This window comes from Nocardioides piscis, assembly GCF_011300215.1.
In the GTDB taxonomy this organism is placed as follows: domain Bacteria; phylum Actinomycetota; class Actinomycetes; order Propionibacteriales; family Nocardioidaceae; genus Nocardioides; species Nocardioides piscis.
On record NZ_CP049866.1, the window covers coordinates 3,565,610 to 3,590,017 of the forward strand.

Sequence of the window (24,408 nt, forward strand, 5' to 3'; positions counted from 1 at the left end):
GAGCGGTCACCCCGTCGGGGTGGCCGCTCCTTCGCGTCTCAGGCGACGACGCGACCGCGGAGCACGACGCACACAGGCCGGGCCAGCACCGAAAGATCCTGCCGGGGGTCGCTCTCGACCACCACGAAGTCGGCCGACGCACCCTCGACGACTCCCTCGAAGCCCAACCACGACCTGCCCTCCCACGAGGCAGCCGCCAGCACCCGCTCGGTCGGCATCCCCATCTGCTCCATCGCGCGGAGCTCACCGAGGATGTCGCCGTGTCGAGCGATCCCCCCGCCGTCGGTGCCGACGAAGAGGGGCACGCCCGCGTCGTACGCCGACATCAACACCTCACGGCGCCGCGCGTGCAGCCGCTCCATGGTGTCGGCGTAGGCCGGGAACTTCTCTCGTCCGTCGGCGGCGAACTGCGGGAACTTGTCCGTCTGCTGCACCGTCGGGACGAGCGCCGTGCCCGTGCTGGCCATCTGGGCGACCTGGTCGAGGTCGAGGCCCGTCCCGTGCTCGATGCAGTCGATGCCGGCGTCGAGCAGCCCCTGGAGCACGTCGGAGCCGAAGCAGTGGGCGGTGACCTTGGCGCCCTCGGCGTGGGCGGCCGCGATCGCGTCGCGGAAGGCCGCCTCCGGGAAGCTCGGCGTCAGGTCGCCGGCCTCGCGCGAGATCCAGTCGCCGACGAGCTTGATCCAACCGTCCCCGGCCCGGGCCTCCTGGACGGCGTATGCCGACAGGTCCTCGGGCTCCACCTCAAAGCCGTAGTCGCGGATGTAGCGCTTCGTCCGCGCGATGTGGCGCCCACACCTGACCAGGCGCGGCAGGTCGTCGCGCTGGTGGACCCAGCGGGTGTCGGCAGGTGACCCGCAGTCGCGCGTGAGCAGCACCCCCGAGTCCCGGTCGGCGACGGACTGCGCCTCGACCTCCTCGTCGGAGACGGCTCCACCGTCCTTGAGACCGAGGTGGTTGTGGGCGTCGACCAGACCCGGGACGATCCAGCCGCGCGCCGCGGTCTCCGCGCCGGGCTGGTGCTGGAGGGTCACGCGGCCGTCGACGACATAGACGTCTCGGGCCTCTCCGTCGGGCAGGACCGGACCAGAGAACTTCAAGGCGCTCATGACCCGACCCTAGTCAGGTCAGATGCGGTCGAGCAGCCACGAGGGGCTCAGGACGATCGCCGGGGCGACGTTGGCCGCGAGCGCCCGGTCTGCCGTCACCACGGTGACGACGTCGCCTCGCTCACGGAGGGCCTTGACCTGCGCCAGGATGGCCGAGTCCCCGTCGCGCGGCGCGTGCACGGTCTGCACGTGGGCGTCCTGCCCGGCCTTGACCCCAGCCTTGGCGCCGCCCTCGAGGACCAGGACGATGCGGTCGTGGGGCGTGTCGCCCACGAGGAGCCGCTCGTGCAACCGGCGCGCAGCGCCCGGCCTGTCCTTCCACCAACCGTCCGGGACCGCGCCGACGACGTTGGCCCCGTCGACGACCAGCACGGACCTGGGGGTCTGGGACTCACTTGAGGAACTTGGAGAAGTCCTTGGGCAGGTCGAGCGCGGCCGCGGCCTTCTCGTAGTCGACGTCCTCGCCGGCAGCGCCGAACGGGTTGGCGGCCTTCTGCGCAGCAGCAGCCCGGGCGGCCGCCGCTTCCTGCGCAGCCTTGGCGGGGTTGCCGGAGGCCCGCTTGCCCTTGCCCTTCTTGGCCGCCTGCTTGGCCTTGCCGCGCTTGCCGCCACCGACGGCGCCGGGAGCCCCCGGCATCCCCGGCATTCCGGGCATCCCCCCGCCGCCGCGCATCATCTGCTGCATCATCTTCTTCGCCTCGAAGAAGCGGTCGACGAGCTGGTTGACGTCGGAGACCTGACGCCCCGATCCCTTGGCGATCCGGGCCCTCCGGGAGCCGTCGATCATCTTGGGGTTGTCACGCTCGGCCGGCGTCATCGACTGGATGATCGCCTGGATCCGGTCGATCTCACGCTCGTCGAAGTTGTCGAGCTGGTCGCGGAACTGGCCCATCCCGGGCAGCATCCCCATGATCTTCGACATCGACCCGAGCTTGCGGATCTGCTGCATCTGCTTGAGGAAGTCGTCGAGGGTGAAGTCGCCCGTGCTCACGAGCTTCTCGGCCGCCTTGCGCGACTCCTCCTGGTCGAAGGTCTTCTCGGCCTGCTCGATCAGGGTGAGCATGTCGCCCATGTCGAGGATGCGCGACGCCATCCGGTCGGGGTGGAAGAGGTCGAAGTCGGTCATCTTCTCGCCCGCCGAGGCGAACATGACCGGGCGTCCGGTGATCGAGGCGATCGACAGCGCGGCACCACCGCGGGCGTCACCGTCGAGCTTGGTCAGCACGACGCCGTCATAGCCGACCCCGTCGAGGAAGAGCTGCGCGGTCGTGACCGCGTCCTGGCCGATCATGGCGTCGACGACGAAGAGCACCTCGTCCGGCTGCACGGCGTCGCGGATGTCTGCCGCCTGCTTCATCAGCTCGGCGTCGACACCGAGCCGTCCGGCCGTGTCGATGATGACGACGTCGTGGAGCTTGCGCTTGGCCTCGTCGATCGCGGACCGCGCCACCTCGACCGGGTTGCCGACGCCGTTGCCGGCCTCGGGGGCGAAGACCGGCACGCCGACCCGCTCGCCGTTGACCTGGAGCTGCTGGACGGCATTGGGGCGCTGCAGGTCGGCGGCCACGAGGATCGGGGTCTTGCCCTGGTCCTTGAGCCACAGCGCGAGCTTGGCGGCCAGGGTCGTCTTGCCGGCACCCTGCAGGCCGGCCAGCATGATGACGGTGGGACCGGTCTTGGCGTAGCGCAGCCGCCGCGTCTCACCTCCGAGGATGGTGACGAGCTCCTCGTTGACGATCTTGATGATCTGCTGGGCCGGGTTGAGGGCCTGGCTGACCTCCTCGCCGCGGGCGCGGTCCTTGACCGCGGCCACGAACTCCTTCACGACGGGCAGCGCCACGTCGGCCTCGAGGAGCGCGATGCGGATCTCGCGGGCCGTGGCGTCGATGTCGGCCTCGGAGAGCTTGCCCTTGCCGCGCAGGTTCTTGAAGGTGTCGGCGAGGCGGTCGGAGAGAGTGGCGAACACGTGTGGTCAGTCCTCGGGGTCGTTCACGGGTGTCGTACGACGGTCGCGCGGAACGCTCCGCACAGGTCGGCCAAGACTAACCGCCGGGAGGAGAATGGCCGGATCCAGCACGATCCGCAGGGAACCCGGGCCCGGATCCGGGTGTCGTCTTGGCAGGACGTCGAGCGGCCGGGAGGTGAGCAGTGCAGCGACGAGACCTGATCGAGGAGCTGTACGACGCCTCCTACGGCCGGCTCGTCGTGCAGATGCTGGCTCTCTGCGGCAGCCAGGCAGAGGCGGAGGACGCCGTCCAGGAGGCGTTCGTGGAGGCACTGAGGCACCGTGACCGGCTCGCCCACGCGGATCGTCCCGAGGCGTGGCTGCGCACCGTTGCCCTCAACCGCCTGCGCAACCGCTGGCGGCACGCGAAGGTCGCCCGGAGGCTGCTGGCCCAGGTGCCGGGCCCACGGGCCGCGCTCGGGATGACGCCTGACCACGTGGCGCTCGTCGCGGCTCTCCAACAGCTCGACCACGCCACCCGCGAGATCGTCGTCCTGCACCACCTGGCCGACCTCCAGGTCCAGGAGATCGCCGATCAGCTCGGGCTGCCCGCAGGCACCGTGAAGTCCCGGCCGGCTCGAGGCAGGGCCCACCTCGCCGGGCTGCTGGACGACCGGGCCGACGACAAGCAGTGCGACAGGGAGGCCGAGCCCCATGGCTGAGCTCGACGAGCTGCTGGAGTACGGCGCGCAGGTCCGCCCACCCGGGCTGGAGGAGCTGGAGCGGATCGCCACCCGCCGTCGACGCCGGGCTGCGGCCATGGCCGTGTCGGTGGCTGCCGTGCTGGTGGTGACTGCCATCGCGGCAGCCGGGTCGTTGGGCGCTGGGGACGACCAGACCGCACCCGTCGCACCGAATCCGTCGGTGAGCCACTCGGCTGTACCTGACCCAAGAATTGCGACCCCGCCCCCACCAGATCGCATCACGGGGCCGTTCCCGCGGCTGACCCCGGAGCAGATCAGGAATCACCCGGACGCGCAGGTCTATGGGGGCGACGACAACGTCACCGGGGCACCCGGCGTCGACGCGCGGTCTGGTCGGTGTGCCTGGCCGACTGCAGCCGCGCCACCTCCTACCAGGAAGGGGAGTATCAAGAGGCCGTCGAGGTGAGCCGGGACAACTTCGAGACCGTCGCCGCCTATCGACTGTCTCCGGGCAGCCTGGGGGTGAGCCATGTCGTGGATGACTGGTTCGCGCTCGCCACCGCCAGAGCGACCACCATGGTCAACTCTCGAGGCGAGACGCGAGCCCTGGCCCGAGGCCATCCGGTCGAGGTCACGGAGATCGCCGGGCCGCTGGTCCATGCGAACGGAATCGCCTACGTCGACCTGACGACTCTTCGGCTGCACGCGGTCTCGTCCCCGCGAGGGGCGATGTGGGACTGGTGGGGGGCCGCCGACAGCTGGTACTGGGGCGGCATCTCCCTCGTGGCCGACTCAGGGCGGGTGACGCGACACGGCGCTGTGTGGCAGAACCCCGACGGGTCGTTCGGGGTCACCCTGCTCCCCATTGGTGCGAGCCGCGGAGGCACCGGACTGCTGAAGAGTGGGCAGCCCGGCACCATGGCGGTGGTCGAGCACTTCGCATGGCCACGAGTGGCACACATCAGCACGGACTACGGGGCCACCTGGCAGGCCAGGCTCGTCCCGCACGCCGTGGCGTCGGGCGGCCGCCTCCCGGCCAGCTGGACCACCTGGCCCACGCTCTGAGGCCTCACGATCCCCTCAGGGCTGATCGGACCGCATGGGCAGCGGCCGAGGCACGCTCGTCGGAGAGCCGGCCCGCGTGCGTCTCCTGGACGTAGAACACGTCGACGGCCTGCGGCCCGAGCGTGGAGACGTGGGCCGAGCGCACCGACAGGTCGAGGCCGGCCAGCGCCGTACACACCAGGTGCACGACTCCCAGCCGGTCGTCCATCCGCACCTCGAGCACGGTGGCCGAGGCCGACGCCTCAGCGCGTACGGCGACGACGGGCTCCAGCTTCGCCGGGACGGGCCGCCCGAGGCGCGACGCCGCGTCGATCCGCCCCTCGCTGATCGCCGAGAGCCGTTCCCTGAGCACGCGGGGGTCGAGGTCGGGCTCGGCCACCTCCCAGACGGACACCCCGAACGGAACGTCCCCGGCGTCCTGGGACCACGCCCGAGCCGCACGCACCTGGACTCGCTGCATCGCCAACGTCGCAGCGACGTCGGCGAGCAGGCCCACGCGATCGGGAGCGACCACGGTGACGCGCGCCCCGCTCCCCTGCGGCTCGACCCCGACCCAGGTGCCACCCGCGACGACCTGGTCGGGCAGGGCCAGCTCATCCGGCAGTGCTGCCGGTGCTGAGTGACCGCCGAGGGCTGCCCGCGCCCGCGTCGCCATCGCCGTGACCAACCCGGCCCGCCAGGCCGACCAGGCCTTCGGCGACGCAGCCCGGCAGTCGGCCTCGGTCAGCGCGAGCAGCAGTTCCAGCGCGTCGACGTCCGGCACCTTGGTGAGCAGGCCCTGGACGGTCGCAGGGTCGTCGAGATCGCGCGAGGTGGCCGTCTCCGACAGCAACAGGTGGTGTCGCACGAGCCCGGCGACCAGGTCCACGGCCACGGCATCGAAGCCCATCCGGGTGGCGATGGCGCGGGCGATCGGTTCACCGGCGAGCGAGTGCTCGATCCGCCCACCCTTGCCGATGTCGTGCAGGAGGGCGGCCACCAGCAGGACGTCGGGGCGCGCCACCGCCCGGATCAGCGCAGCGGCCTCGATGCAGGTCTCCACGACGTGCCGGTCGACGGTGAAGCGATGGATCGGCGAGGCGTGCGGAAGCATTCGGATCCGCTCCCACTCCGGCAGGAAGCCGCTCAGGGCGCCTGTCTCCTCCAACGTCTCCCAGACCGGCAGCAGGCCGGGACCAGACGCCAGCAGGCGCACCAGCGCATCGCGGGCCCGTTCGGGCCACGGCGTCGGTAGCGGCGGACACTCCCGGACGAGCCGCGCCGCGGTGGCAGGCGCCAGGACGACGTCGCGCTCGGCCGCTTCGGCGGCTGCCCGCAGCAGCATCGTCGGGTCCAGGTCGGGGCGGGCGCGTGCGTCGAGCACGACCTCGCCGCGCGAGAGCGCGATTCCGTCGGCGACGGGTTCGAGGGCCGGCCGCCGGGCGCCCTTCACCGACTCCGGCCGCGCAAGCAAGGCGTCGACACGCCGCCACGTCAGCCTCGACAGGTGGCTGATGCGCCTGCCGACCTCTCGCACGTGCCTCTGTGCGGCTTCGGCGTCGGGCAGCCCCAGCGCGACCGCCATCGGTTGCCACAGCTCTGGCGCGACCCGGTCGGTCGGGCGCCGGGTCTCGTCGTGGAGCAGGTCGCGGAAGTCGAGCAGCGCCTGCCTCGAACCCTCGAGCTCTCCGCTGGAGACGTCGACGAGCCAGGTGGCGCCGAGCGCCTTGAGCACCGTCGCGTCCCGCAGCCCGCCCTCGGACTCCTTGATGTCCGGCACCGAGACGTGAGCCAGCTCGCCGAGGACGGCGTGACGCCGGTCCACGAGCTCTCGCAGCTCAGGCAGCCGCCGCCGCGCCTGACGTCGCCAGCCGGCGAGCATCGTCGCGCGCAGGCGCAGGGTGAGGTTGGGGTCGCCGGCGAGGTGCCGGATGTCGAGCAGGCCGAGCGCGACCTTGAGGTCGTCCTCCGCAGCGCTGACCATCTCGGGCAGCGAGCGCACCGAGTGGTCGAGCCGCCACCCTGAGTCCCACAGCGGATACCAGAGCTGCTGGGCGAGCTCGCCGGGGTCGACCCCCTCGTCGTGGACCAGCACCACGTCGAGGTCCGAGTGGGGGGCGAGCTCGCCGCGGCCGTAGCCGCCGACGGCGACCAGGGCCACCCCCACGTCCGGACCCGCACCGCCGGCGTAGGCCGACTGGCACAGCCGGTCCGCCGCAGCCGCCCGCCCGGCCCGCTCGCTCGCAGTCATCAGGTCAGATCGCGCCCTCGTCGCGCTCGCCCGTGCGGACCCGCACGACCGATTCCACCGGAGAGACCCAGACCTTGCCGTCGCCGATCCGCCCGGTCCGGGCCGCCTGGACGATGCTGCCCGTGACCACCTCGACGTCGGCGTCGTCCACGACGATCTCGATGCGGATCTTCGGCACGAGCGAGATGTCGTATTCGGCGCCCCGGTAGACCTCGGTGTGGCCCTTCTGCCGGCCATAGCCGCTGACCTCGGAGACGGTCATCCCGGTGACCCCGACGGTCTCGAGCGCTGCCCGGACGTCCTCCCACTTGTGCGGCTTGATGACCGCGGTGACGAGCTTCATTCGTTGTCCTCTCGATGGGTCATGGTTCCCAGGACCGAGTGCCCCGAACGGGCACCTGCGGTGGCGTGGAGGTCGTAGGCGGTCTCGGCATGGACGACCTGGTCGATGCCCGTGAGCTCGTGCTCCTCGTGGATGCGGAAGCCCATCGCCTTGTCGATGACGACCCCGATGATGCCCGAGACGACGAAGGCATAGACGAGCACGGCGCCGCCACCGACGAGCTGCTTGCCGAGCTGGTCGACGCCCCCGCCGTACAGCAGCCCGTCCACGCCAGTGGGAGCGGCGGCGGAGCCGAGCACGCCGATGCCGAAGGTGCCGATCAGGCCACCGACGAGGTGCACGCCCACGACGTCGAGCGAGTCGTCGTAGCCGAACCTGTACTTCAGGCCGACCGCGAGGGCACACACGACTCCAGCGACCCCGCCCATGGCGATCGCGCCCAGGGGTGTCAGCGAACCGCACGACGGGGTGATCGCCACGAGCCCGGCCACGAGGCCGGATGCCGCGCCCAGCGTCGTGGCGTGCCCGTCGCGCAGCCGCTCGAGCAGGAGCCAGCCGAGAGATCCCGCGGCCCCCGCCAGCAACGTGGTCGTGAAGACGATCGCAGCGGTCTGGTTGGCCGCCAGGGCCGACCCTGCGTTGAATCCGAACCAGCCGAACCACAACAAGCCTGCGCCCAGCATCACCAGCGTCAGGTTGTGCGGTCGCATCGGGTCCTTGCCGAACCCGAGCCGCGGACCCAGGACCAGGGCGAGCGCCAGTCCGGAGGCACCCGAGCAGATCTCCACCGCCATCCCGCCTGCGAAGTCGATCGCACCCAGGTCGTTGGCGATCCAGCCACCCACGTGGTCACCCGCGGAGAAGTCGAAGACCCAGTGGGCCACCGGCGCATAGACCAGGACGGTCCACACCGCGACGAAGACCAGCCACGCGCCGAACCGCGCACGGTCGGCGATGGCACCGGAGACCAGGGCGCCGGTGATGACGCAGAACAGGCCCTGGAAGACGGCGAAGAGGATGCGCGGGACGGTGCCGTCGCCGTTGCTGTCCTCGCTCATCAGCGACTGCAGGCCGAAGAACTGCGTCGGATCGCCGACCAGCCCCCAGCCGACATCGTCGCCGAAGGCGAGCGAATAGCCCACCAGCACCCACACGACGACGATCACGCCCAGCGCGCCGAACGTCATCATCATCATGTTGAGCACGCCCTTGGAACGGACCATGCCGCCGTAGAACAGGGCCAGGCCCGGCGCCATCAGGAGCACCAGGGCCGACGCGACGAGCAGCCAGGCCGTGTCACCGGTGTCGAGCACCAGCGGTCGGAGAGCGAGCGAAGTCATGGGCAGCAACCTTGGACAGCCTTGGTTTCAGTGCCGCACGCGCTGTGTTTCGTGCACGTAAATGAATGCGAACCGCCGGCCGGTCGGTTGTCCCGACCGGCCGACGGTTCGTGCGTCACGTCCGTACGGCGCCCGCGACCCCCTCAGATGGCCGCCTCGTCGGTGTCGCCGGTCCGCACCCGCACCACCGTCTCGACCGGGCTCACCCAGACCTTGCCGTCCCCGATCCGTCCCGTCTGCGCCGTCTTCACCACGATCCCCACCACGTCGTCGGTGTCGGCGTCGTCGGTGACGATCTCGATCCGGATCTTCGGCACCAGTGCGATGTCGTACTCCGCGCCTCGATAGACCTCGGTGTGGCCCTTCTGCCGGCCATAGCCGCTGACCTCGGAGACGGTCATCCCGGTGACCCCGAAGGTCTCGAGCGCCTCGCGGACGTCCTCCCACTTGTGGGGCTTGATCACTGCGGTGACGAGCTTCATGCGTTGGCTCCTTCGGTCTCGGTCTCGGTCTCGGTCTCGGTGTCGGTGTCCTTCTCGACCGCGCCACCACCGGGCGCAGCGGCTCCCACGAGGACCGCGGGTCCGCCGTGCAGCCGGCGACGGGCTCCCGAAGCACCGTCGAGGTCGTAGGCCGACTCACCGTGCTCGACGAAGTCGATGCCGGACAGCTCGTCCTCGTCGGCCAGGCGCCAGCCGATGGTGAACTTGATGAGCAGGGCGACGATGACCGTGGCCACCGCGGCCCACACCATCGCGAAGGCCGCACAGGCGAGCTGGACGACGAGCAGCTTGACACCGCCGCCGTAGAGCAGGCCCTCGGGGATCGCGGACGTCGCTGCGGTCGGAGCGGCCAGCAGGCCGATGCCGATCGTGCCCACGAGGCCACCCACGAGGTGGACGCCGACGACATCGAGCGAGTCGTCGTAGCCGAGCTTGTACTTCAGGCCCACCGCGAGGGAGCACGCGACACCGGCGGCGGCGCCGAGCACGATCGCTCCGACCAGCGTCACCGCACCGCAGGCCGGGGTGATCGCCACCAGGCCGGCGACGACACCCGACGCAGCGCCGAGGGACGTGGCGTGCTTGTCGCGGACCTTCTCGACGACCAACCAGCCGAGCATCGCGGCGCAGGTGGCGAGGGTGGTGTTGAGCCAGACCAGGCCGGTCTCGGTCGTGAACTGGGTGAGCATCGCCTCCTCCTCGGTGCTGCCGAAGACGATGGAGCCGACGTTGAAGCCGAACCAGCCGAACCACAGCAGGCCCGCGCCGATCATGGTGAGCGTCAGGTTGTGCGGCTTCATCGGCTCCTTGCCGAAGCCGAGGCGCTTGCCCAGCATCAGCACCAGCACCAGGCCGGCGATCCCGGCGTTGATGTGGACGACCGTGCCGCCGGCGTAGTCGATCGGGGCCACGTTGGGCAGGCCGTCGGTCGAGCCGAAGAGCATTGCGGCCAGGCCGTCGCCGTCGGCCCAGGTGAGGAACCCGCCGCCCCAGACCATGTGGGCCAGGGGGAAGTAGGACAGGGTCACCCACAGCGGCACGAAGACCAGCCAGGCCGAGAACTTCACCCGGTCAGCGATCGCACCGGAGATGAGTGCCGCGGTGATCACCGCGAACGTGAGCTGGAAGGCGACGAAGACGTAGTTGGCCGGGTCGATGTTGCCCAGGCCGAAGTTGTGGAACGGGTTGGCGAAGAGTCCGAGGAACTCCTTGCCGGTTCCGCCGTCGGCGTCGGCGTAGCTGTCGCCGTACGTCATGTTCCAGCCCCACAGGACGTAGACGATGCCGACCACGGCGAGCGCACTGAAGGACATCATCATCATGTTCAGGACGGACTTCGAGCGGCTCATGCCGCCGTAGAAGAGCGCGAGTCCGGGTGTTGTCATCAACAGGACCATGGATGCTGAGATCAGCATCCAGGTGTAGTAGCCGTCGTACACGGGACCTCCAGTGCTGCGGGACGAGGGAGTCGCAGGCGGTGGTCCGACGACGGTGTCGGGACCTCAGCGACGATCGGGCACCACCCTGCGCGGTCGACGTTTCACCGCTCACCGACTCGTGTTGCACCCACGCAACAGATCCGCGTCCTCCGTTACGGACGCGTGAACGGGAGCGCACGGGGCGAGCGGTCGGGACCGCGGTCCGACCTCGATACACTCGCGCCATGACCGGAAGCAGCGCCGATCGCGCGGCGCGCACGGGCGTTGTGCTGGTCAACCACGACAGCGCCGAGGACACGGTCGGTTGCATCGCGTCGCTCGAGGCCTCCCACGACCTCGACATGGACGTCGTGGTGGTGGACAACTCCGACTCGGAGACGTCGCGGTCAGCTCTCGCAGCCCTCGTCGGTGATCGGGCGGTGGTCCTCTCGAGCGGTGGCAACCTGGGCTACGCGGGCGGCAGCAACGTGGGGATCCGGCACTGCCTGGGCCGCGGCAACCAGCTCGTGTGGCTGCTCAACCCCGACACCCGGGTCGAGCCCGAGACCCTGCCGCGCCTGATCGAGCTGCTCGGTGATGTCCGCGACTGCGGGGTCGTCGGTCCACGGATCGTCCACCCTGCGGCACACGACGCTGAGGAGATCGTGTGGTTCGACGGCGGGATCGTGGACGAGGACAAGGCCGGTGAGACCAGGCACCTCCACCAGGGCCGCCCGATCTCCCGGGTGCCCTCACCCGGCGCCCACGACGTCGACTACATCACCGGGGCGTCGCTGCTGACACGGCGCACGGTGCTGGAGACCATCGGGCTGCTCCCGGAGGACTACTTCCTCTACTTCGAGGAGACGCAGTGGTGCCGCGACGTCGCGGCCGCCGGCTGGCGCGTGATGATCGAGCAGCGCGCCCGGATGCTCCACCACCAGCGCTCGACCGGAGCCCTCCCCTCGCCCTACCACCTCTACTACATGACCCGGAACCGCTACCTGTTCGTCCAGCGCGCCCTCGGCGGCGACGGGGAGGCAGCACTCGCCCAGCTGCGAGGAAAGTGGCTGAAGAACTGGCGGCGCAAGGTCGCCGAGCACGCGCCCCAGTGGCTGCCCGACTTCGACGCCCTGGTCGAGCAGGCGGCGGCCGACGCCCGCGCCGGGCGCGACGGGCGCAATGATGATGTCTCACACGTCCCGTGGCCGGACGACGTGCGACGCCAGGGAGAGGGGGTGGGCCACCGATGAACAAGGGACGCGACGACGTCGCCACCGTGATCGAGCAGACCCTCGCCGGCGGCCCGCGGGTGCTCCACATCGGTCTCTCCGACTCGCCTGTCCCCACGCGGCTCGCCCAGGAGCACGACCGCGAGGTGGAGTGCCTGCGCTGGCCCGCCACCGCGCCTCCTGACGCCGAGTGGGCTCTCGACATGGGCCGTGGCGCCGCCGCCGACGACTGGGCGCGGCCGTTCCTCGTGGCCCCGGTCGACGTCGTCGTCGTCGAGGACGTGCTCGACACCAGTCACGACGCAGACCTCTTCTTCCGCACCCTGGGCTCCGGCGCCCTGGTGCCGGGTGGTCTCGTGGTGGTCTCGGGCAAGCGCGACCTCGCGACACCGATCGCCTCCGCCGGCTTCGTCCTCGAGGACGAGGGGGCAAGTCCCCTCCAGGACGGGCGCCAGGTCACCGTCGCCCGGTTCCCCTCCTTCACCACCGCTCGTCCCCACTCCCCCGACGCCGACGAGGCGAGCGCCGCGGAGAACCGGCGGCTGGCCCACGAGCTCGAGCGCACTCGCGAGCTGCTTGCCCGAGAGCGGGCCACCATCGCCCGTGAGATGCAGTCGGGCAAGGACGAGCTGCTGGCGATGGACCGACAGCTCGCGGAGTTCCAGGACCGGCTGCAGCGGTTGCGCCACAAGAACGTCCTGCTGCGCGCCCGGGTCGCGCAGGTCTCCCGGGAGCGCGACCTGATCCAGGTCCAGGTGACCGAGCTGGAGCAGGAGCTGTTCCTGGCTCGCGACTCGCGCGCGGTCCGCACAGTGACCTCAGTCGTGCAGCGCGCTCGCCGGCGCAAGGACGGGTCGTGAGCCCGGGGACAACCCCGGACCGGGCTGCTGCTGGCCCGGCCCGGTCCGACTCCGACGAGATCTCGGCCCTGGACCGGCGGCGGGCCGCCTATCGACAGCTCGTCGACGGTGAGCTGGCGACCGGCGACGGGGACCGGGTGCTCTTCTTCGTCCACTCGGTGGACCTGCGGCACGCCACTCCCGACCTGGTCGCAGCCGCGGGTCTCGGACTCGCGCTCGCCGATCGCGGGTATGGCGTCCGCCTGGTCCCGCGGCACCGGTGGCACCTCGGCGGCGCGGCTGACATCTGGATCGCGACCACACCCGACGCCGACCCGTCGCAGGCACCCGTCGACGCCTGGAAGGTCGCGTGGGCCCACGGAGAGGTCGAGACGTGGGCGGAGCTGGACCACCTCCAGGCCTTCGACCAGGTCCTGGTGGGCTCCGAGGTGGCGCGCAGCATCCTGCGCCGCACTCGTGCCGGTCGCGTCGACCTCCTGCGCTGCGCCGCCGACGCCGAGCTCTTCGCCTGTGGCGCCGGAGAGCACGAGCCACGCGCCGGCGCCATCGCGGTCGGCGTGCACGTCGAGCGCTCGCGCGCCATACACCCGCTCATCAACGACCTCGGTCTCACAGTGCCGCTCACGGTCTATGCCGAACCCCTGCGCAGCATGCGTTCGGGCCTGCTGGGACGGCTGGACGAGCCTGTCCCGTGGTTGCGTGCGCCCGAGGTGCTGACCTGCTCCGAGCTGACGGTGATCGAGCTGCCGAGCCACGCGATCGCGGACGCAACGCTGCCGGCCCACTTCTTCGAGAGCATCGCGTGCGGCTCACTGCCCCTGCTCAACTCCGCACTCGGAGCAGTCGAGTGCGGGCTGCCGGTGCCTGTCTACCGCAGCTCGGAAGAGCTCGGCGAGGTCATCACCTCCCTCCTCGCCGCGCCCGACGGGGTGCGTGCAGAGGTCGATCGCCTGCGCGAGCACGTCCTCGACCAGCACACGTGGGACGTGCGTGCCCGTGAGCTCGAGGAGGGCCTGGCTGTCGCCCGCTCCGAGCAGGCGTCACCGCCACCTCGACGCGCCCTGCACTACTTCCCGGACTACAACCGGGCCAACCCCTACCAAGGGATGCTGTTCGCCGAGCTGGACGCGGTCGATGCCTATCCGGTCGGTGTCTCCGACGTCGTCGAGCACCTCGAGAACCGTTCGGTCGCATCGGTGCCGGGCACCCTGAACATCCACTGGACCACTCCGATCATGCAGCACGCCACCGGGCCGTTCCGGGCTGCGATCGAGCTAGACCGCTTCAGCGCCGCACTGCACAAGTTCCGTACGGCCGGTGGCCGGCTGGTGTGGACGCTGCACAACGTGCTGCCCCACGAGGCTCGCCACGTCTGGGCCGAGACCAAGCTCGCCCAGCTCCTGGCCGACCGGGCCGACGCCATCCACGCCCTGTCGGAGATCACTGCCCGGCAGGCCTCCGAGGTCCTGCGTCTCGACCCGAGACGCGTCGTCGTCATCGAGCACTCCAGCTATGTGGGGTGCTATCCCGACTGGATCAGCCGCGAGGCAGCGCGCTCCCACCTGGGCCTCTCCGCCTCGGACAAGGTGCTGGTCGCCCTCGGCGGCATCCGGCCCTACAAGGGCCTCGGGCGGCTGCTGGACGTCTTCCACGAGCTCGCGGAGGAGGACCCCAGCCTGCACCTGCTGGTCGCGGGCAAGCCCGCCCAGACCCAGGAGACGGCCGGTCTCGAGCGCCGGTGCGAGCTCTCGTCCCGGGTGATCTCGGAGTTCTCCCACGTGCCGGACGACCAGCTGCAGGTGTGGTTCGGGGCGGCAGACCTCGCGGTCCTCCCCTACTCCAGGATCCTGAACTCAGGTGTCTTCTGGCTCGCCCAGACCTTCGGCCTTCCGATCGTCGGTCCACGGACCGGCGCCCTGCTCGACCTGGCCGACGAGCCCCACGTCCGGCTGTTCAATCCCCGTGACGACCGCTCGTTGAAGGAGACGCTCCGCGCGACCATCACGGACCTGGTGGCCGACCCCGGGAGGGCCGACCAGGCCCGCGCCTCGTCGATCGCCGCCGCCCGATCGCGTCCGCCGGGACGCATGGCGCGGGACTTCGCCCACTTCATCGACCCGCTGCTGAGCGCCCAGGGGCAGACCATCCGCAAGGAAGCCCAGGTGACTGCGTGATCGAACCGCCCACGAGCTCGGCAGCACGGCACTCGGCTCGCGACCTGGTCGCCTCGGGCCTGCTCGACCTCGACTGGATCAGCGCCCAGCTCGGCACGCTGCCGGAGTCCCCTGAGGACGCGGCCATGGCCGTGATCAGCACCCCTGACATCTCCCCGCACCCCCTCTTCGAGGCGACCTGGCTGCCAGGGAAGGGGGTCTGGCAGGCCGGCGACCTGCCCCCGTCGCTGTGGTACGTCACCGAGGGTCCGCGCAGCCGGCTGGCTCCCCACCCCCTCATCAACACCGAGCGGATCCTCGAGGAACATCCGGCGGCCCGCGAACACGCCTTCGGCCCGCTCGCCTGGTGGGCGGCCCACGCGACGCGCGAGACGCCGATGCCCGTACGCCGCACCTATCCCCACCTGCAGTGGGGCGAGTTCCGCGACAGCGCCCTCCGAGCGGCCCGGGAGTGGCAGGTCCAGACCTATCTCGACGCCAATCCGGGGGCCTCGCAGCACGTCTCGGACGCGTCCGGTCCCATGGTGACCGTGCTGATGAGTGCCCAGGACGTCGGACCCATGTTGGCCTCGACGATCGCGGCGCTGCAGGACCAGACGTTGGCCCAGTGGGAACTGCTCGTCCTGGACCGGGGTTCGATCGACGCGACCAGCACCGTGGCGACCGAAGCGGCGAGCAGCGACCCTCGTGTCAGGGTCGTCCTCGGATCCAGGACGCCGGTCGGCCGCACCCTGAACCGCGGTCTGCAGCGTGCGCGCGGAGAGTTCGTCACCTTCGTCGAGCCCGGACACCTCTGGCATCCGGAGTTCCTGGCGCGCACCGTCGCGGTGCTCCGGGCCAGTGGTCGCGAAGCCGTCCAGGCGTTCACCGGCCCCGACACCCGGCTGTCGGGCGAGCTCGTCACGCCCGACCAGTTCGACCTCGGCACCACCCTGCTGCGGCGACGGTCGCTGGACGCGATGGGTGGCTTCGACGAGGACGACGGGGACGACGTCGTCGAGCGGCTCGTGGGCCGCCTCCGCCAGTCACCGTCGGTGTCGTGGGCCCACCCTCTCGTGCTCGTGCGCAGTCTGGCCACCGAGGCCCCGACCACCGTCAACTGGGAAGCCGTCCAAGCAACCCCGCGGGTGCCCGGCCGGGCGAGCGTCGTGCTGCCGATCGGCCAGGGCTCGCGTGGAACGGTGGACTGGCTGCTGGCCGCGCAGGACGACGTCGAGGTCGTCGTGGTCGCGGCCCGCGACCGCCGCGGCCCGCACCTGCTGACGTCCGCCCTCGCCGACCTGTTGCCCGCGGTCACCAGCATCTCGGTGCCCGCCGGGACGCGGATCTCCGCCGCCATGAACATCGCCATCGCCCACACGACGGGCGACCGCGTCGTGCTCGTCCGCCCCGAGGCGCAGCCATCGCCCGGCCTCGTCCGACAGCTGAGCGACGCCGTGGCCGACGCCTCCGTCGCCGTCGCGCAGCCCCTGGTCCTCGACCGGCGCGGGCTCATCCTCTCCGCCGGCGCCACCTTCCCCCGCAACGACGGTCGCCTCGGACTGCTCCTCGCAGGCCATCCGCTCTCCGACGCGCGGCGGGTCGGCCGCAGCCGCATCCCGGCGCCGGCATCCCCGATGGTGGCCCTGCGGGCCGAGACGCTGCTGTGGCTGGGCGGGCTCGACCCGGCCTTCGGCGACGTGCTGGGCGAGACCGACCTGGGCCTGCGGGCCGCCGCGGCCGGGATCGGATCGACCCTGCTCGTCCCCGACCTGACCGTCACCTCGCGGACCTCCTACGCCGAGCCCGCCGACCTCAAGATGGCGATGTCGGCGCTGCGGTCGCGTCGCCACACGATCCCCGAGGACGACACCGCGACGCTCTGGCACTCGGCCGGCTTCGAGGTCACCGGTGTCCGGACCGAACGGGTCTCAGCGGACGAGGACGATCCCGACTCCGAAGCGGTCCTCCTCCAGCAGCAGGTGGTCAGGGCGATCCACGGCATCGACGAGCGCCCACCGCGCCTGCGCTGGACCATCGACACCGCTGCGCCCGCGGGTCCTCGGGGCGAGCGTTGGGGCGACACCCACTTCGCCCGCTCACTCGCTGCCGCGCTCGAGGCCGGCGGTCAGCACGTCTCGGTCGACTCCCGCGATGCCCGTGACCGGCCGTCTCGCGACCACGACGACGTGGTGCTGGTGCTCCGCGGACTCGACCTCGTCGAACCCCACGCGACCGCGCTCAACATGCAGTGGATCATCAGCCACCCCGACATGGTCTCGATGGCCGAGCTCAAGGGCTTCGACCTCGTCTACGCCGCCAGCCTGAGCTGGCCGGCGCAGGTCCGTCGGGAGTGGGGGCTCCCGGTCGAGCCGCTGCTGCAGTGCACCGACCCGCGCTACTTCCACCCTGATCGAGGCGTCCCCGACACTGGCCCGGCGGTGCTGTTCGTCGGCAACTCCCGAGGCGTCTTCCGCCAAGCCGTCCGCACGGCCCTGTCCGCCGAGGCGGACCTCACCGTGCACGGCGCCGACTGGGACGAGTTCCTCGACCCCGCCAGCGTGGCGTCCTCAGGAGTGCCCAACAGCCAGGTGGGCGCCCTCTATGCCTCGGCCGGCGTGGTCCTCAACGACCACCACGTCGACATGCGCCGCGACAGCTTCTTGTCCAACCGTCTCTTCGACGCGGCAGCGTGCGGCGCCCGGATCGCCACCGACCCGGTCTCGGGACTCCACGAGACCTTCGGTGACCTGGTGCAGCCATTCCACGACGAGGACGACCTGATCCGGCTCACCACCCCGCCGTACGACGCCTTCCCCAGCGACGCCGAACGTCGTGCCCAGGCGTTGCGGATCATCGAGCAGCACACCTTCGACCAGCGGGCCGCCCGCCTGGTCGCAGACGCGGTCAGGGCACTGCGTCTGCGGGAGCGACGTCCGGCACGCTGAATTTTCGAACCGGTCGGCCGGGTCGGGTCAGCCGCCGAGGAGCGCGTCGACGAACGCACCACTGTCGAACGGGGCGAGGTCGTCGGCGCCCTCACCGAGCCCGACCAGCTTGACCGGCACACCCAGCTCTCGTTGTACGGCGACGACGATCCCGCCCTTGGCGGAGCCGTCCAGCTTCGTCAGCACGATGCCGGTGACGTCGACGATCTCGCTGAAGACCCGCGCCTGGATCATCCCGTTCTGGCCGGTCGTGGCGTCGAGGACGAGCAGCACCTCGGTCACCGGGGCCTGCTTCTCGATGACCCGCTTGACCTTGCCGAGCTCGTCCATCAGGCCGGCCTTGTTCTGCAGCCGGCCGGCGGTGTCGATCAGCACGGTGTCCGTGCCCTGCTCGACACCCTGCTTGACCGCTTCGAAGGCCACGCTCGCCGGGTCCGAGCCCTCCGGTCCGCGCACGACCTCGACGCCCACCCGCTCACCCCAGGTGGCCAGCTGGTCGACCGCGGCGGCCCGGAACGTGTCCGCCGCGCCGAGCGTGACGGTGCGGCCCTCCGCGACCAGGATGCGGGCGATCTTGCCGACGGTGGTGGTCTTGCCGGCACCGTTGACGCCCACGACCAGCACGACACCGGGGCGGCCGTCGGTGCCACTGACCTGGAGCCGTCGGTCCATGTCGGGATCCACGAGCTTGACCAGCTCCTCGCGGAGCACGGTCCGAGGGTCTGCGTTCTTGTCGCCCTCGACCCGAAGCCGGGTGCGCAGGGCCCCCACCAGCTCCTGCGTCGGGGTGACGCCGACGTCGGCGGTGAGCAGCGTGTCCTCGATCGACTCCCACGTGTCCTCGTCGAGCCGGTCTCGGCTCAGGAGTGCGAGCAGCCCCTGCCCCAGACCACCCTGGGCGCGGGAGAGCCGCTCGCGCAGCCGCTTCATCCGGCTGGCGGTGCCCTCCGGCCGATCGAGCGCCGGCTTCTCCGGCGCAGGCGCAGTCGCGGTCGCTGTGGTGGGGCCCGCCTCGTCCACGTCGGGCCCGGTCGGACGGGCGATCACGTCGGTGCCCGTGGTCGGCGGCTTCCTCCGGGCTCGGCCGGTGACGAGGCCGACCACGAGGAGCACGCCGACGACGGCGATGCTGATGATCAGGATGAGCCAGTCAGCCAGGAAGTCCATCCGGCAATCCAATCAGAGGAGCTCGAGCGTGCGGGTGCGGGGACCCGTCTCACTCACCGCCCGGGACACGGGCGGGGCATCCATCGCGTCAGGCGCGGATGTCCTCGTAGTCACCGATGGTCGGGAGCGAGTCGACGCCCTTGCGCATCACGTCGCCGAGCTGGGGGGCGACCGGCAGCTCCTCGCCGCGGTGCGGGTAGGCGACGTAGGCCACGACCCCACCAGAGATCACGAGGACGAGCAACATCATGAGGACGATGGCGAGCACAGTTCTTCAACTCCCGAGTTGTGGCGGTGTGTCCACGGTCGCACAGATCCACGCGAGGCCACGACTCCGCGCGACCGCCGGGGTGTCGTCGCCAGGTCACGAGCGGAGCAGCGGCTCCACTGCGGCGCGGATGACGTCGGGCATCGGCACGACCGGCCGGTTGCCGGCCCCCTGCTCGTTGTCGACGTAGACGTGCACGAAGCGACCTTCGGCGGCGGCCTCCTCGCCGTCGCCCTGGAAGAGCCCGATCCGGTAGACGATCGACGACGTGCCCACCTTGTCGACGACCAGGCCCATCTCGATGGGCTCGGGGAAGCCGATCTCGCGGAAGTAGCGGCACGACGTCTCGGCGACGACCCCGATCTGCGGCAGCAGCCGCACGTTGGTGCCGGTGGCTTCGAACAGGTGCGCGTTGACGGCCGTGTCGAAGAGCTCGTAGTAGGTCGCGTTGTTGAGGTGGCCGTAGGCGTCGTCGTCGCGCCAGCGCGTCGTGGCGGTTCGCCAGGCGACGTAGTCGGCGCGGGTGGGGCGGGGTGCTCGCTCGGTCACTGCGCCACCCTAGACCGCCACGCGCCGCCGGCCTGACCCGTCAGGCCGACTCCGCCCGTTCGAGCCGCTGGGAGATCACGGCCGAGACACCGTCGCCGCGCATGGTGACGCCGTACAACGCGTCTCCGACCTCCATGGTCCGCTTCTGGTGGGTGATGACGAGCAGCTGGGAGTTCTCCCGCAGCTCCTCGTAGATCTCCAGCAACCGGCCGAGGTTGGTGTCGTCGAGGGCCGCCTCGACCTCGTCGAGGATGTAGAAGGGCGAGGGCCGGGCCTTGAAGAGCGAGACCAGGAAGGCCACGGCGACCAGGGACCGCTCACCGCCCGAGAGCAGCGATAGCCGCTTGACCTTCTTGCCGGCCGGCCGCGCCTCGACCTCGATCCCGGTCGTGAGCATGTTGTCAGGATCGGTGAGGACGAGCCGGCCCTCACCCCCCGGGAACAACCTGGCGAACGTGGAGTCGAAGGCCTTCTCCACGTCGGCGTAGGCCTCGCGGAACACCTGCTCGACCCGGTCGTCGACCTCGCGGACGATGTCGAGGAGGTCCTTGCGGGTGCGCCGGAGGTCCTCGAGCTGCTCGCTGAGGAACTGGTGCCTCTCCTCCATGGCGGTGAACTCCTCGAGGGCGAGCGGGTTGACCCGTCCGAGCATCGCCAGCTCGCGCTCGGCCGTGCGGAGCCGCTTCTGCTGCTCCTCGCGGACGAACGGCACCGGGTCGGGCGTCTCGTCACCCTCGGCCACGGGGCCGGAGAAGGGCACCAGCGTCTCGGGCCCGTAGTCGGCGACCAGGGCGTCGCCGGTCAGCCCGAGCTCCTCGAGCGCGCGCTCCTCGAGCTGCTCGATCCGCATCTTCTGCTGGGTGCGGGCCATCTCGTCGCGGTGGACGGAGTTGACGAGCTCGTCGTGCTCACGGGCGAGGTCGCGCAGGGTCGTGCGGATGGCGAGGAGCTGCTGCTCACGCTCCTGGCGGGACTCCTCGACCGCCGCCCGGGCGTCGGCAGCCAGCATCACCGAGCGCTCGAGGTGCTGGAGGACCACGGTCACACCCTCGTTGACGGTCTGTGCCGCCTCGCCCTCGAGGATCAGCTGCTGGCGGCGCTCGACTGCCCGCGCCCGCGACTCGCGCTCGGCCTGCGCCGCACGCAGCATCGAGTCGGCGCGGCCGTTGAGCGCTCGGGCCCGCTCCTCGGTGGTGCGCAGCGCGAGGCGAGCATCCATCTCCGCCTGCCGGGCGGCCTTCGCCGCCTCGACCAGGCGTTCGCGCTCGGTGACATCGGGTTCTTCGTCGGGTGCTTCCTGGGCCGTCGCCAGCCGGTGCTCGAGCTCGGCCAGCCCGGCGACGTCGGACTCGTGTGCCTCCTGTGCGGCCACGATCGCCCGCTCCAGGCGCTCGGCCTCACCGCGGGCCGACCGCGCCTGCGAGCCGTGCTGGCCGAGCTCCTCGGCCACGGCTGCCAGCGTCGCGTCCGACTCGTGGAGCTTGGCGAGCGCGACGTCTGCGCGCTTGAGGGCGTCGTGCCGCTCTGCTTCGAGCCGGGAGATCTCGAAGCCCAGCCGCTCGGTGGTGGCTGTCGCGTCGTGGAGCTTGGCGGTCGCGTCGTCGACCGCGGCCTGGGTCTCCAGCAGGCTCGGTTGGCGGGTGGAACCGCCGGCGGCGAAGTGAGCACTGATCAGGTCGCCGTCGCGGGTGACGGCCGTGAGCTCCGGCAGCTCCGCGACGAGCGCGCGGGCGGCGGGCAGGTCGTCGACCACAGCCACCCCCGCCAGCAGCCGGGACAGGGCGGGACGGACGTCGGTGGGTGCCTCGACCACGTCGAGGGCGTAGTGCGCGTGGGCAGGCAGGGCCGGCCTGCCGCTGTCGAGCGTGGTGCCGCCACCCAGGAGCAACCCCGCCCGGCCCAGGTCCTCGTCCTTGAGGTGGGCGATCGCCGCCAGCGCGGCGTCGGCACCGGTCACCACGACAGCGTCTGCGGCAGTGCCCAGGGCAGCCGCCACGGCCGCCTCGAAGCCGGCCTGCACGTTGAGCAGCGCGGCCACCGATGCCACCAGGCCGGTGACCTTGTCTGTCGCGGCCAGGAGCGCCCCGGCCCCGTCCTTGCGGTTGAGCCCCAGCTCGAGCGCGTCCCGACGGGCGACCAGCCCGGCACGATCGCGGTCTGCCTGCTGGGCCTGCTCGCGGGCTCTCGCCAGTCGCTCCTCGATGTCGTCGAGGGCGGCGACCGCAGCCTCGTGCTCGGCGTCCAGCCCCTCCTCCCCCGCGTCCAGCCCGGCGACCTTGGTCTCCAGCGCGGTGAAGTCCTTCTGGGCGCGCTCGGCCCGGGCCAGCGCCTCCTCGCGCGCCGACCGGAGGCGACCGATCTCGTCGTCGGCTGCGGCTGCCCGCGACTTCAGCGCGTTCACCTGTCCGTGCAGCCGGGCCAGGCCCTCCCGCCGGTCGGCCGCTGCCCGGACCAGCCCGGAGATGCGGCGCTCCTCGTCGGCAGCAGCGTCCTCCGCCGTACGCCGATGGGCGACCGCAGCCTCGAGCCCGGTCCGATGCTCCTCGACCTGCGCCCCGATCTCGGTCTCCTGCTCCCGGATCCGCGCGGCCTGCGCCTCGAGCTCGTCGGGGTCACGGCCGGAGTCGACTGTGTCGGTCTCGGCTGCGCCGGCGGCGTTGCGGAGCCGCTCGGCCGCGAGGGACTGGGTCCCGCGCAGACGTTCCTTGAGGCCCGACAGCGCGAACCAGGTCTCCTGCGCCTTGGCCAGCTCGGGCAGGTCGGTGCGCAGCGCCGCCTCGAGCGCCGCCTCGCGCTCTCGCGCCTGGGCGAGCGCGGTCTCGACCTGCTCGCGGCGCTCGACCAGGATCGACTCGTCGGCCAGCTCCTGCTCCAGGGCGTGGCGAGCCTGCACCAGGTCGTCGGCCACGAGCCGCGCCCGGGCGTCGCGGACGTCGGCCTGGACGGAGGCCGCTCGGCGCGCCACCTCGGCCTGACGACCCAGCGGCTTGAGCTGGCGCCGGATCTCGCTGAGCAGGTCGTTGAGCCGGGTGAGGTTGCCGTCGGTGGAGTCGAGCTTGCGGAGCGCCTTCTCCTTGCGCTTGCGGTGCTTGAGGACGCCGGCGGCCTCCTCGATGAAGCCGCGGCGGTCCTCGGGAGTCGCGTGCAGGATGGTGTCGAGCTGGCCCTGCCCGACGATGACGTGCATCTCGCGGCCGATGCCCGAGTCGCTGAGGAGCTCCTGCACGTCGAGCAGCCGGCAGCTGCTGCCGTTGATGGCGTATTCGGAGCCGCCGTTGCGGAACATCGTGCGCGAGATCGTGACTTCCGCATATTCGATCGGCAGCGCCCCGTCGGAGTTGTCGATCGTCAGGGCCACCTCCGCGCGACCCAGCGGCGGGCGGCCCGAGGTGCCGGCGAAGATGACGTCCTCCATCTTGCCGCCGCGCAGCGACTTCACGCCCTGCTCGCCCATCACCCAGGCGAGCGCGTCGACGACGTTGGACTTGCCGGACCCGTTGGGCCCCACGATGCAGGTGATCCCCGGTTCGAGGTTGAGCGTCGTGGCGGAGGCGAAGGACTTGAACCCCTTGAGGGTCAGGCTCTTCAGATACACGGGCGCTCCCTCATCACACGACGATCAACGACTGGACGCGGCATCATCTCAGACACCGAGGGGGAAGTCCCGGCCCACACTACGGCGTGACGTGCTGTCTTCTGGTCGACCTCGACTCGGGCGCGCTCCGCTGCGACAGTGTCGTGATGGACGACCTCGGCGCCCGGGCACGCAAGGACGGCATCGCGGCGGTCTTCGACCGCGCCGCGGCGACCTACGACCAGGTGGGTGTCACGTTCTTCGGCACGATCGCGGAGGTCCTCGTCCGGCACACCGCGCCCCAGCCGGGTGAGCGGGTCCTCGACCTCGGGTGCGGCCGCGGCGCCTCGGCCCTCCGCGCCGCCCGGGCCGTCGGCCCCACAGGACGGGTGCTGGCGACCGATCTCGCGCCCCGGATGGTCGAGGGGCTGCGGTCGGGGGCGGGCGACCTGCCGTGGCTCACGGCCGAGGTCGGCGACGCCGAGTGGCCGCCCGATGGACCCTGGGACGTCGTCCAGGCCGGACTCGTGCTCTTCTTCCTCCCCGACCTCGACTCCGCGCTCGACCGCTACCGTGCCGCGTTGGGGCCGGAAGGTCGACTCGGGTTCACCTGGTTCGGCGACACCGACGAGTCGTGGGACCCGGTGTTCGACGTCATCGTGGACATGTTGCCGGCCGCAGAGCGCCCACCCGCCAACCCGGCGAGGTCCGGCCCGTTCGAGTCGGTCGAGGCCTTGGAGAACCTGCTGCACCAGCACGGCTATGCCGAGGTGGCGACGACCCAGACCCGGGTGGAGGCCCTTGTCGACGACATCGACCAGTGGTGGGCATGGTCGTGGTCCCACGGCCAGCGTCGGCTGCTCGAGGCCCACCAGCGCCTGGGCACGCTGGGCCCCCTGCGCGACGCGGTGGACCCGCTGCTGGAGGAGATCGCCGGCGACGACGGACTCCGCTGGTGGACCGACGTCCGGTGCACCCTCGCGCGCCCTTGAGGCGACCG

General features: G+C 71.3%; 20 protein-coding genes. 8 read left to right on the top strand and 12 right to left on the bottom strand.

Translation table 11 applies throughout. From position 1 onward, the window contains the following. Window positions 1-38 precede the first annotated feature (38 nt). From G7071_RS17550 to ffh, 3 genes are read right to left on the bottom strand one after another with little or no spacing between them, the layout of a single operon-like run. Window positions 39-1,109 (bottom strand): amidohydrolase family protein, encoded by a 1,071-nt coding sequence (locus tag G7071_RS17550; protein WP_166320662.1) that lies wholly within the window; start codon window positions 1,107-1,109, stop codon window positions 39-41. A gap of 18 nt (window positions 1,110-1,127) precedes the next feature. Beyond that, complete coding sequence (locus G7071_RS17555) at window positions 1,128-1,481, bottom strand: hypothetical protein (protein WP_166320663.1); 354 nt, start codon at window positions 1,479-1,481, stop codon at window positions 1,128-1,130. A gap of 19 nt (window positions 1,482-1,500) precedes the next feature. Continuing rightward, window positions 1,501-3,075: a signal recognition particle protein gene (gene ffh / locus G7071_RS17560; protein ID WP_166320664.1), complete on the bottom strand. Its 1,575-nt coding sequence runs from the start codon at window positions 3,073-3,075 to the stop codon at window positions 1,501-1,503. 182 nt (window positions 3,076-3,257) lie between these two features. On the opposite strand from ffh, the gene G7071_RS17565 reads away from it, so the two are divergent. The 3 genes from G7071_RS17565 to G7071_RS17575 are packed head-to-tail and all read left to right on the top strand — an operon-like array spanning window position 3,258 to window position 4,823. After that, window positions 3,258-3,776 carry an RNA polymerase sigma factor gene (locus G7071_RS17565; RefSeq protein ID WP_206062841.1) on the top strand — a complete coding sequence of 173 codons (519 nt, stop codon included), beginning with the start codon at window positions 3,258-3,260 and terminating at the stop codon, window positions 3,774-3,776. Continuing rightward, complete coding sequence (locus G7071_RS17570) at window positions 3,769-4,224, top strand: hypothetical protein (protein WP_166320665.1); 456 nt, start codon at window positions 3,769-3,771, stop codon at window positions 4,222-4,224. Before G7071_RS17565 ends, G7071_RS17570 begins: the two co-directional genes overlap by 8 nt. Next, window positions 4,221-4,823 carry a hypothetical protein gene (locus tag G7071_RS17575; RefSeq protein WP_166320666.1) on the top strand — a complete coding sequence of 201 codons (603 nt, stop codon included), beginning with the start codon at window positions 4,221-4,223 and terminating at the stop codon, window positions 4,821-4,823. The genes G7071_RS17570 and G7071_RS17575 overlap by 4 nt, the downstream gene beginning before the upstream one ends. Window positions 4,824-4,827: 4 nt before the next feature. Here the strand turns inward: G7071_RS17575 and G7071_RS17580 are convergent, their stop codons facing one another. The 5 genes from G7071_RS17580 to G7071_RS17600 all read right to left on the bottom strand — a co-directional run bounded on the left by G7071_RS17580 (window position 4,828) and on the right by G7071_RS17600 (window position 10,624). Beyond that, a complete protein-coding gene (locus G7071_RS17580) occupies window positions 4,828-7,053 on the bottom strand; it encodes a [protein-PII] uridylyltransferase (RefSeq protein WP_166320667.1) in 2,226 nt (741 codons plus the stop codon). Window positions 7,054-7,057: 4 nt separating this feature from the next. Beyond that, window positions 7,058-7,396 carry a P-II family nitrogen regulator gene (locus G7071_RS17585; RefSeq protein WP_166320668.1) on the bottom strand — a complete coding sequence of 113 codons (339 nt, stop codon included), beginning with the start codon at window positions 7,394-7,396 and terminating at the stop codon, window positions 7,058-7,060. Next, entirely contained in the window at window positions 7,393-8,736 is a 1,344-nt protein-coding gene (locus G7071_RS17590; protein WP_166320669.1) for an ammonium transporter, read from the bottom strand. Before G7071_RS17590 ends, G7071_RS17585 begins: the two co-directional genes overlap by 4 nt. Before the next feature lie 143 nt (window positions 8,737-8,879). After that, the gene (locus tag G7071_RS17595) at window positions 8,880-9,218 is read right to left on the bottom strand and encodes a P-II family nitrogen regulator (RefSeq protein WP_166320670.1); all 339 of its coding nucleotides are present in this window, start codon (window positions 9,216-9,218) and stop codon (window positions 8,880-8,882) included. Then, a complete protein-coding gene (locus G7071_RS17600) occupies window positions 9,215-10,624 on the bottom strand; it encodes an ammonium transporter (RefSeq protein WP_246210131.1) in 1,410 nt (469 codons plus the stop codon). Before G7071_RS17600 ends, G7071_RS17595 begins: the two co-directional genes overlap by 4 nt. 278 nt (window positions 10,625-10,902) lie before the next feature. Here G7071_RS17600 and G7071_RS17605 point away from each other — a divergent pair, with 278 nt between their 5' ends. The 4 genes from G7071_RS17605 to G7071_RS17620 are packed head-to-tail and all read left to right on the top strand — an operon-like array spanning window position 10,903 to window position 17,850. Then, window positions 10,903-11,910: a glycosyltransferase gene (locus tag G7071_RS17605; RefSeq protein ID WP_166320672.1), complete on the top strand. Its 1,008-nt coding sequence runs from the start codon at window positions 10,903-10,905 to the stop codon at window positions 11,908-11,910. Then, the gene (locus G7071_RS17610) at window positions 11,907-12,749 is read left to right on the top strand and encodes a hypothetical protein (RefSeq protein WP_166320673.1); all 843 of its coding nucleotides are present in this window, start codon (window positions 11,907-11,909) and stop codon (window positions 12,747-12,749) included. Before G7071_RS17605 ends, G7071_RS17610 begins: the two co-directional genes overlap by 4 nt. Beyond that, complete coding sequence (locus tag G7071_RS17615) at window positions 12,746-14,923, top strand: glycosyltransferase (protein WP_166320674.1); 2,178 nt, start codon at window positions 12,746-12,748, stop codon at window positions 14,921-14,923. The genes G7071_RS17610 and G7071_RS17615 overlap by 4 nt, the downstream gene beginning before the upstream one ends. Then, the gene (locus G7071_RS17620) at window positions 14,920-17,850 is read left to right on the top strand and encodes a glycosyltransferase (RefSeq protein ID WP_166320675.1); all 2,931 of its coding nucleotides are present in this window, start codon (window positions 14,920-14,922) and stop codon (window positions 17,848-17,850) included. The genes G7071_RS17615 and G7071_RS17620 overlap by 4 nt, the downstream gene beginning before the upstream one ends. 27 nt (window positions 17,851-17,877) lie before the next feature. Here G7071_RS17620 and ftsY read toward each other — a convergent pair whose 3' ends face one another. From ftsY to smc, 4 genes are all read right to left on the bottom strand, one after another. After that, entirely contained in the window at window positions 17,878-19,017 is a 1,140-nt protein-coding gene (gene ftsY / locus G7071_RS17625) for a signal recognition particle-docking protein FtsY (protein WP_166320676.1), read from the bottom strand. 88 nt (window positions 19,018-19,105) lie between these two features. After that, window positions 19,106-19,285: a hypothetical protein gene (locus tag G7071_RS17630; RefSeq protein WP_166320677.1), complete on the bottom strand. Its 180-nt coding sequence runs from the start codon at window positions 19,283-19,285 to the stop codon at window positions 19,106-19,108. Between the two features lie 96 nt (window positions 19,286-19,381). After that, entirely contained in the window at window positions 19,382-19,834 is a 453-nt protein-coding gene (locus G7071_RS17635; RefSeq protein WP_166320678.1) for an acyl-CoA thioesterase, read from the bottom strand. 40 nt (window positions 19,835-19,874) lie between these two features. After that, window positions 19,875-23,429: a chromosome segregation protein SMC gene (gene smc, locus G7071_RS17640; protein WP_166320679.1), complete on the bottom strand. Its 3,555-nt coding sequence runs from the start codon at window positions 23,427-23,429 to the stop codon at window positions 19,875-19,877. Between the two features lie 146 nt (window positions 23,430-23,575). Between smc and G7071_RS17645 the strand changes: the two genes are divergently transcribed. Further along, window positions 23,576-24,400, top strand: a complete 825-nt coding sequence (locus tag G7071_RS17645) for a class I SAM-dependent methyltransferase (RefSeq protein WP_166320680.1) — start codon at window positions 23,576-23,578, stop codon at window positions 24,398-24,400. Window positions 24,401-24,408 lie beyond the last annotated feature (8 nt).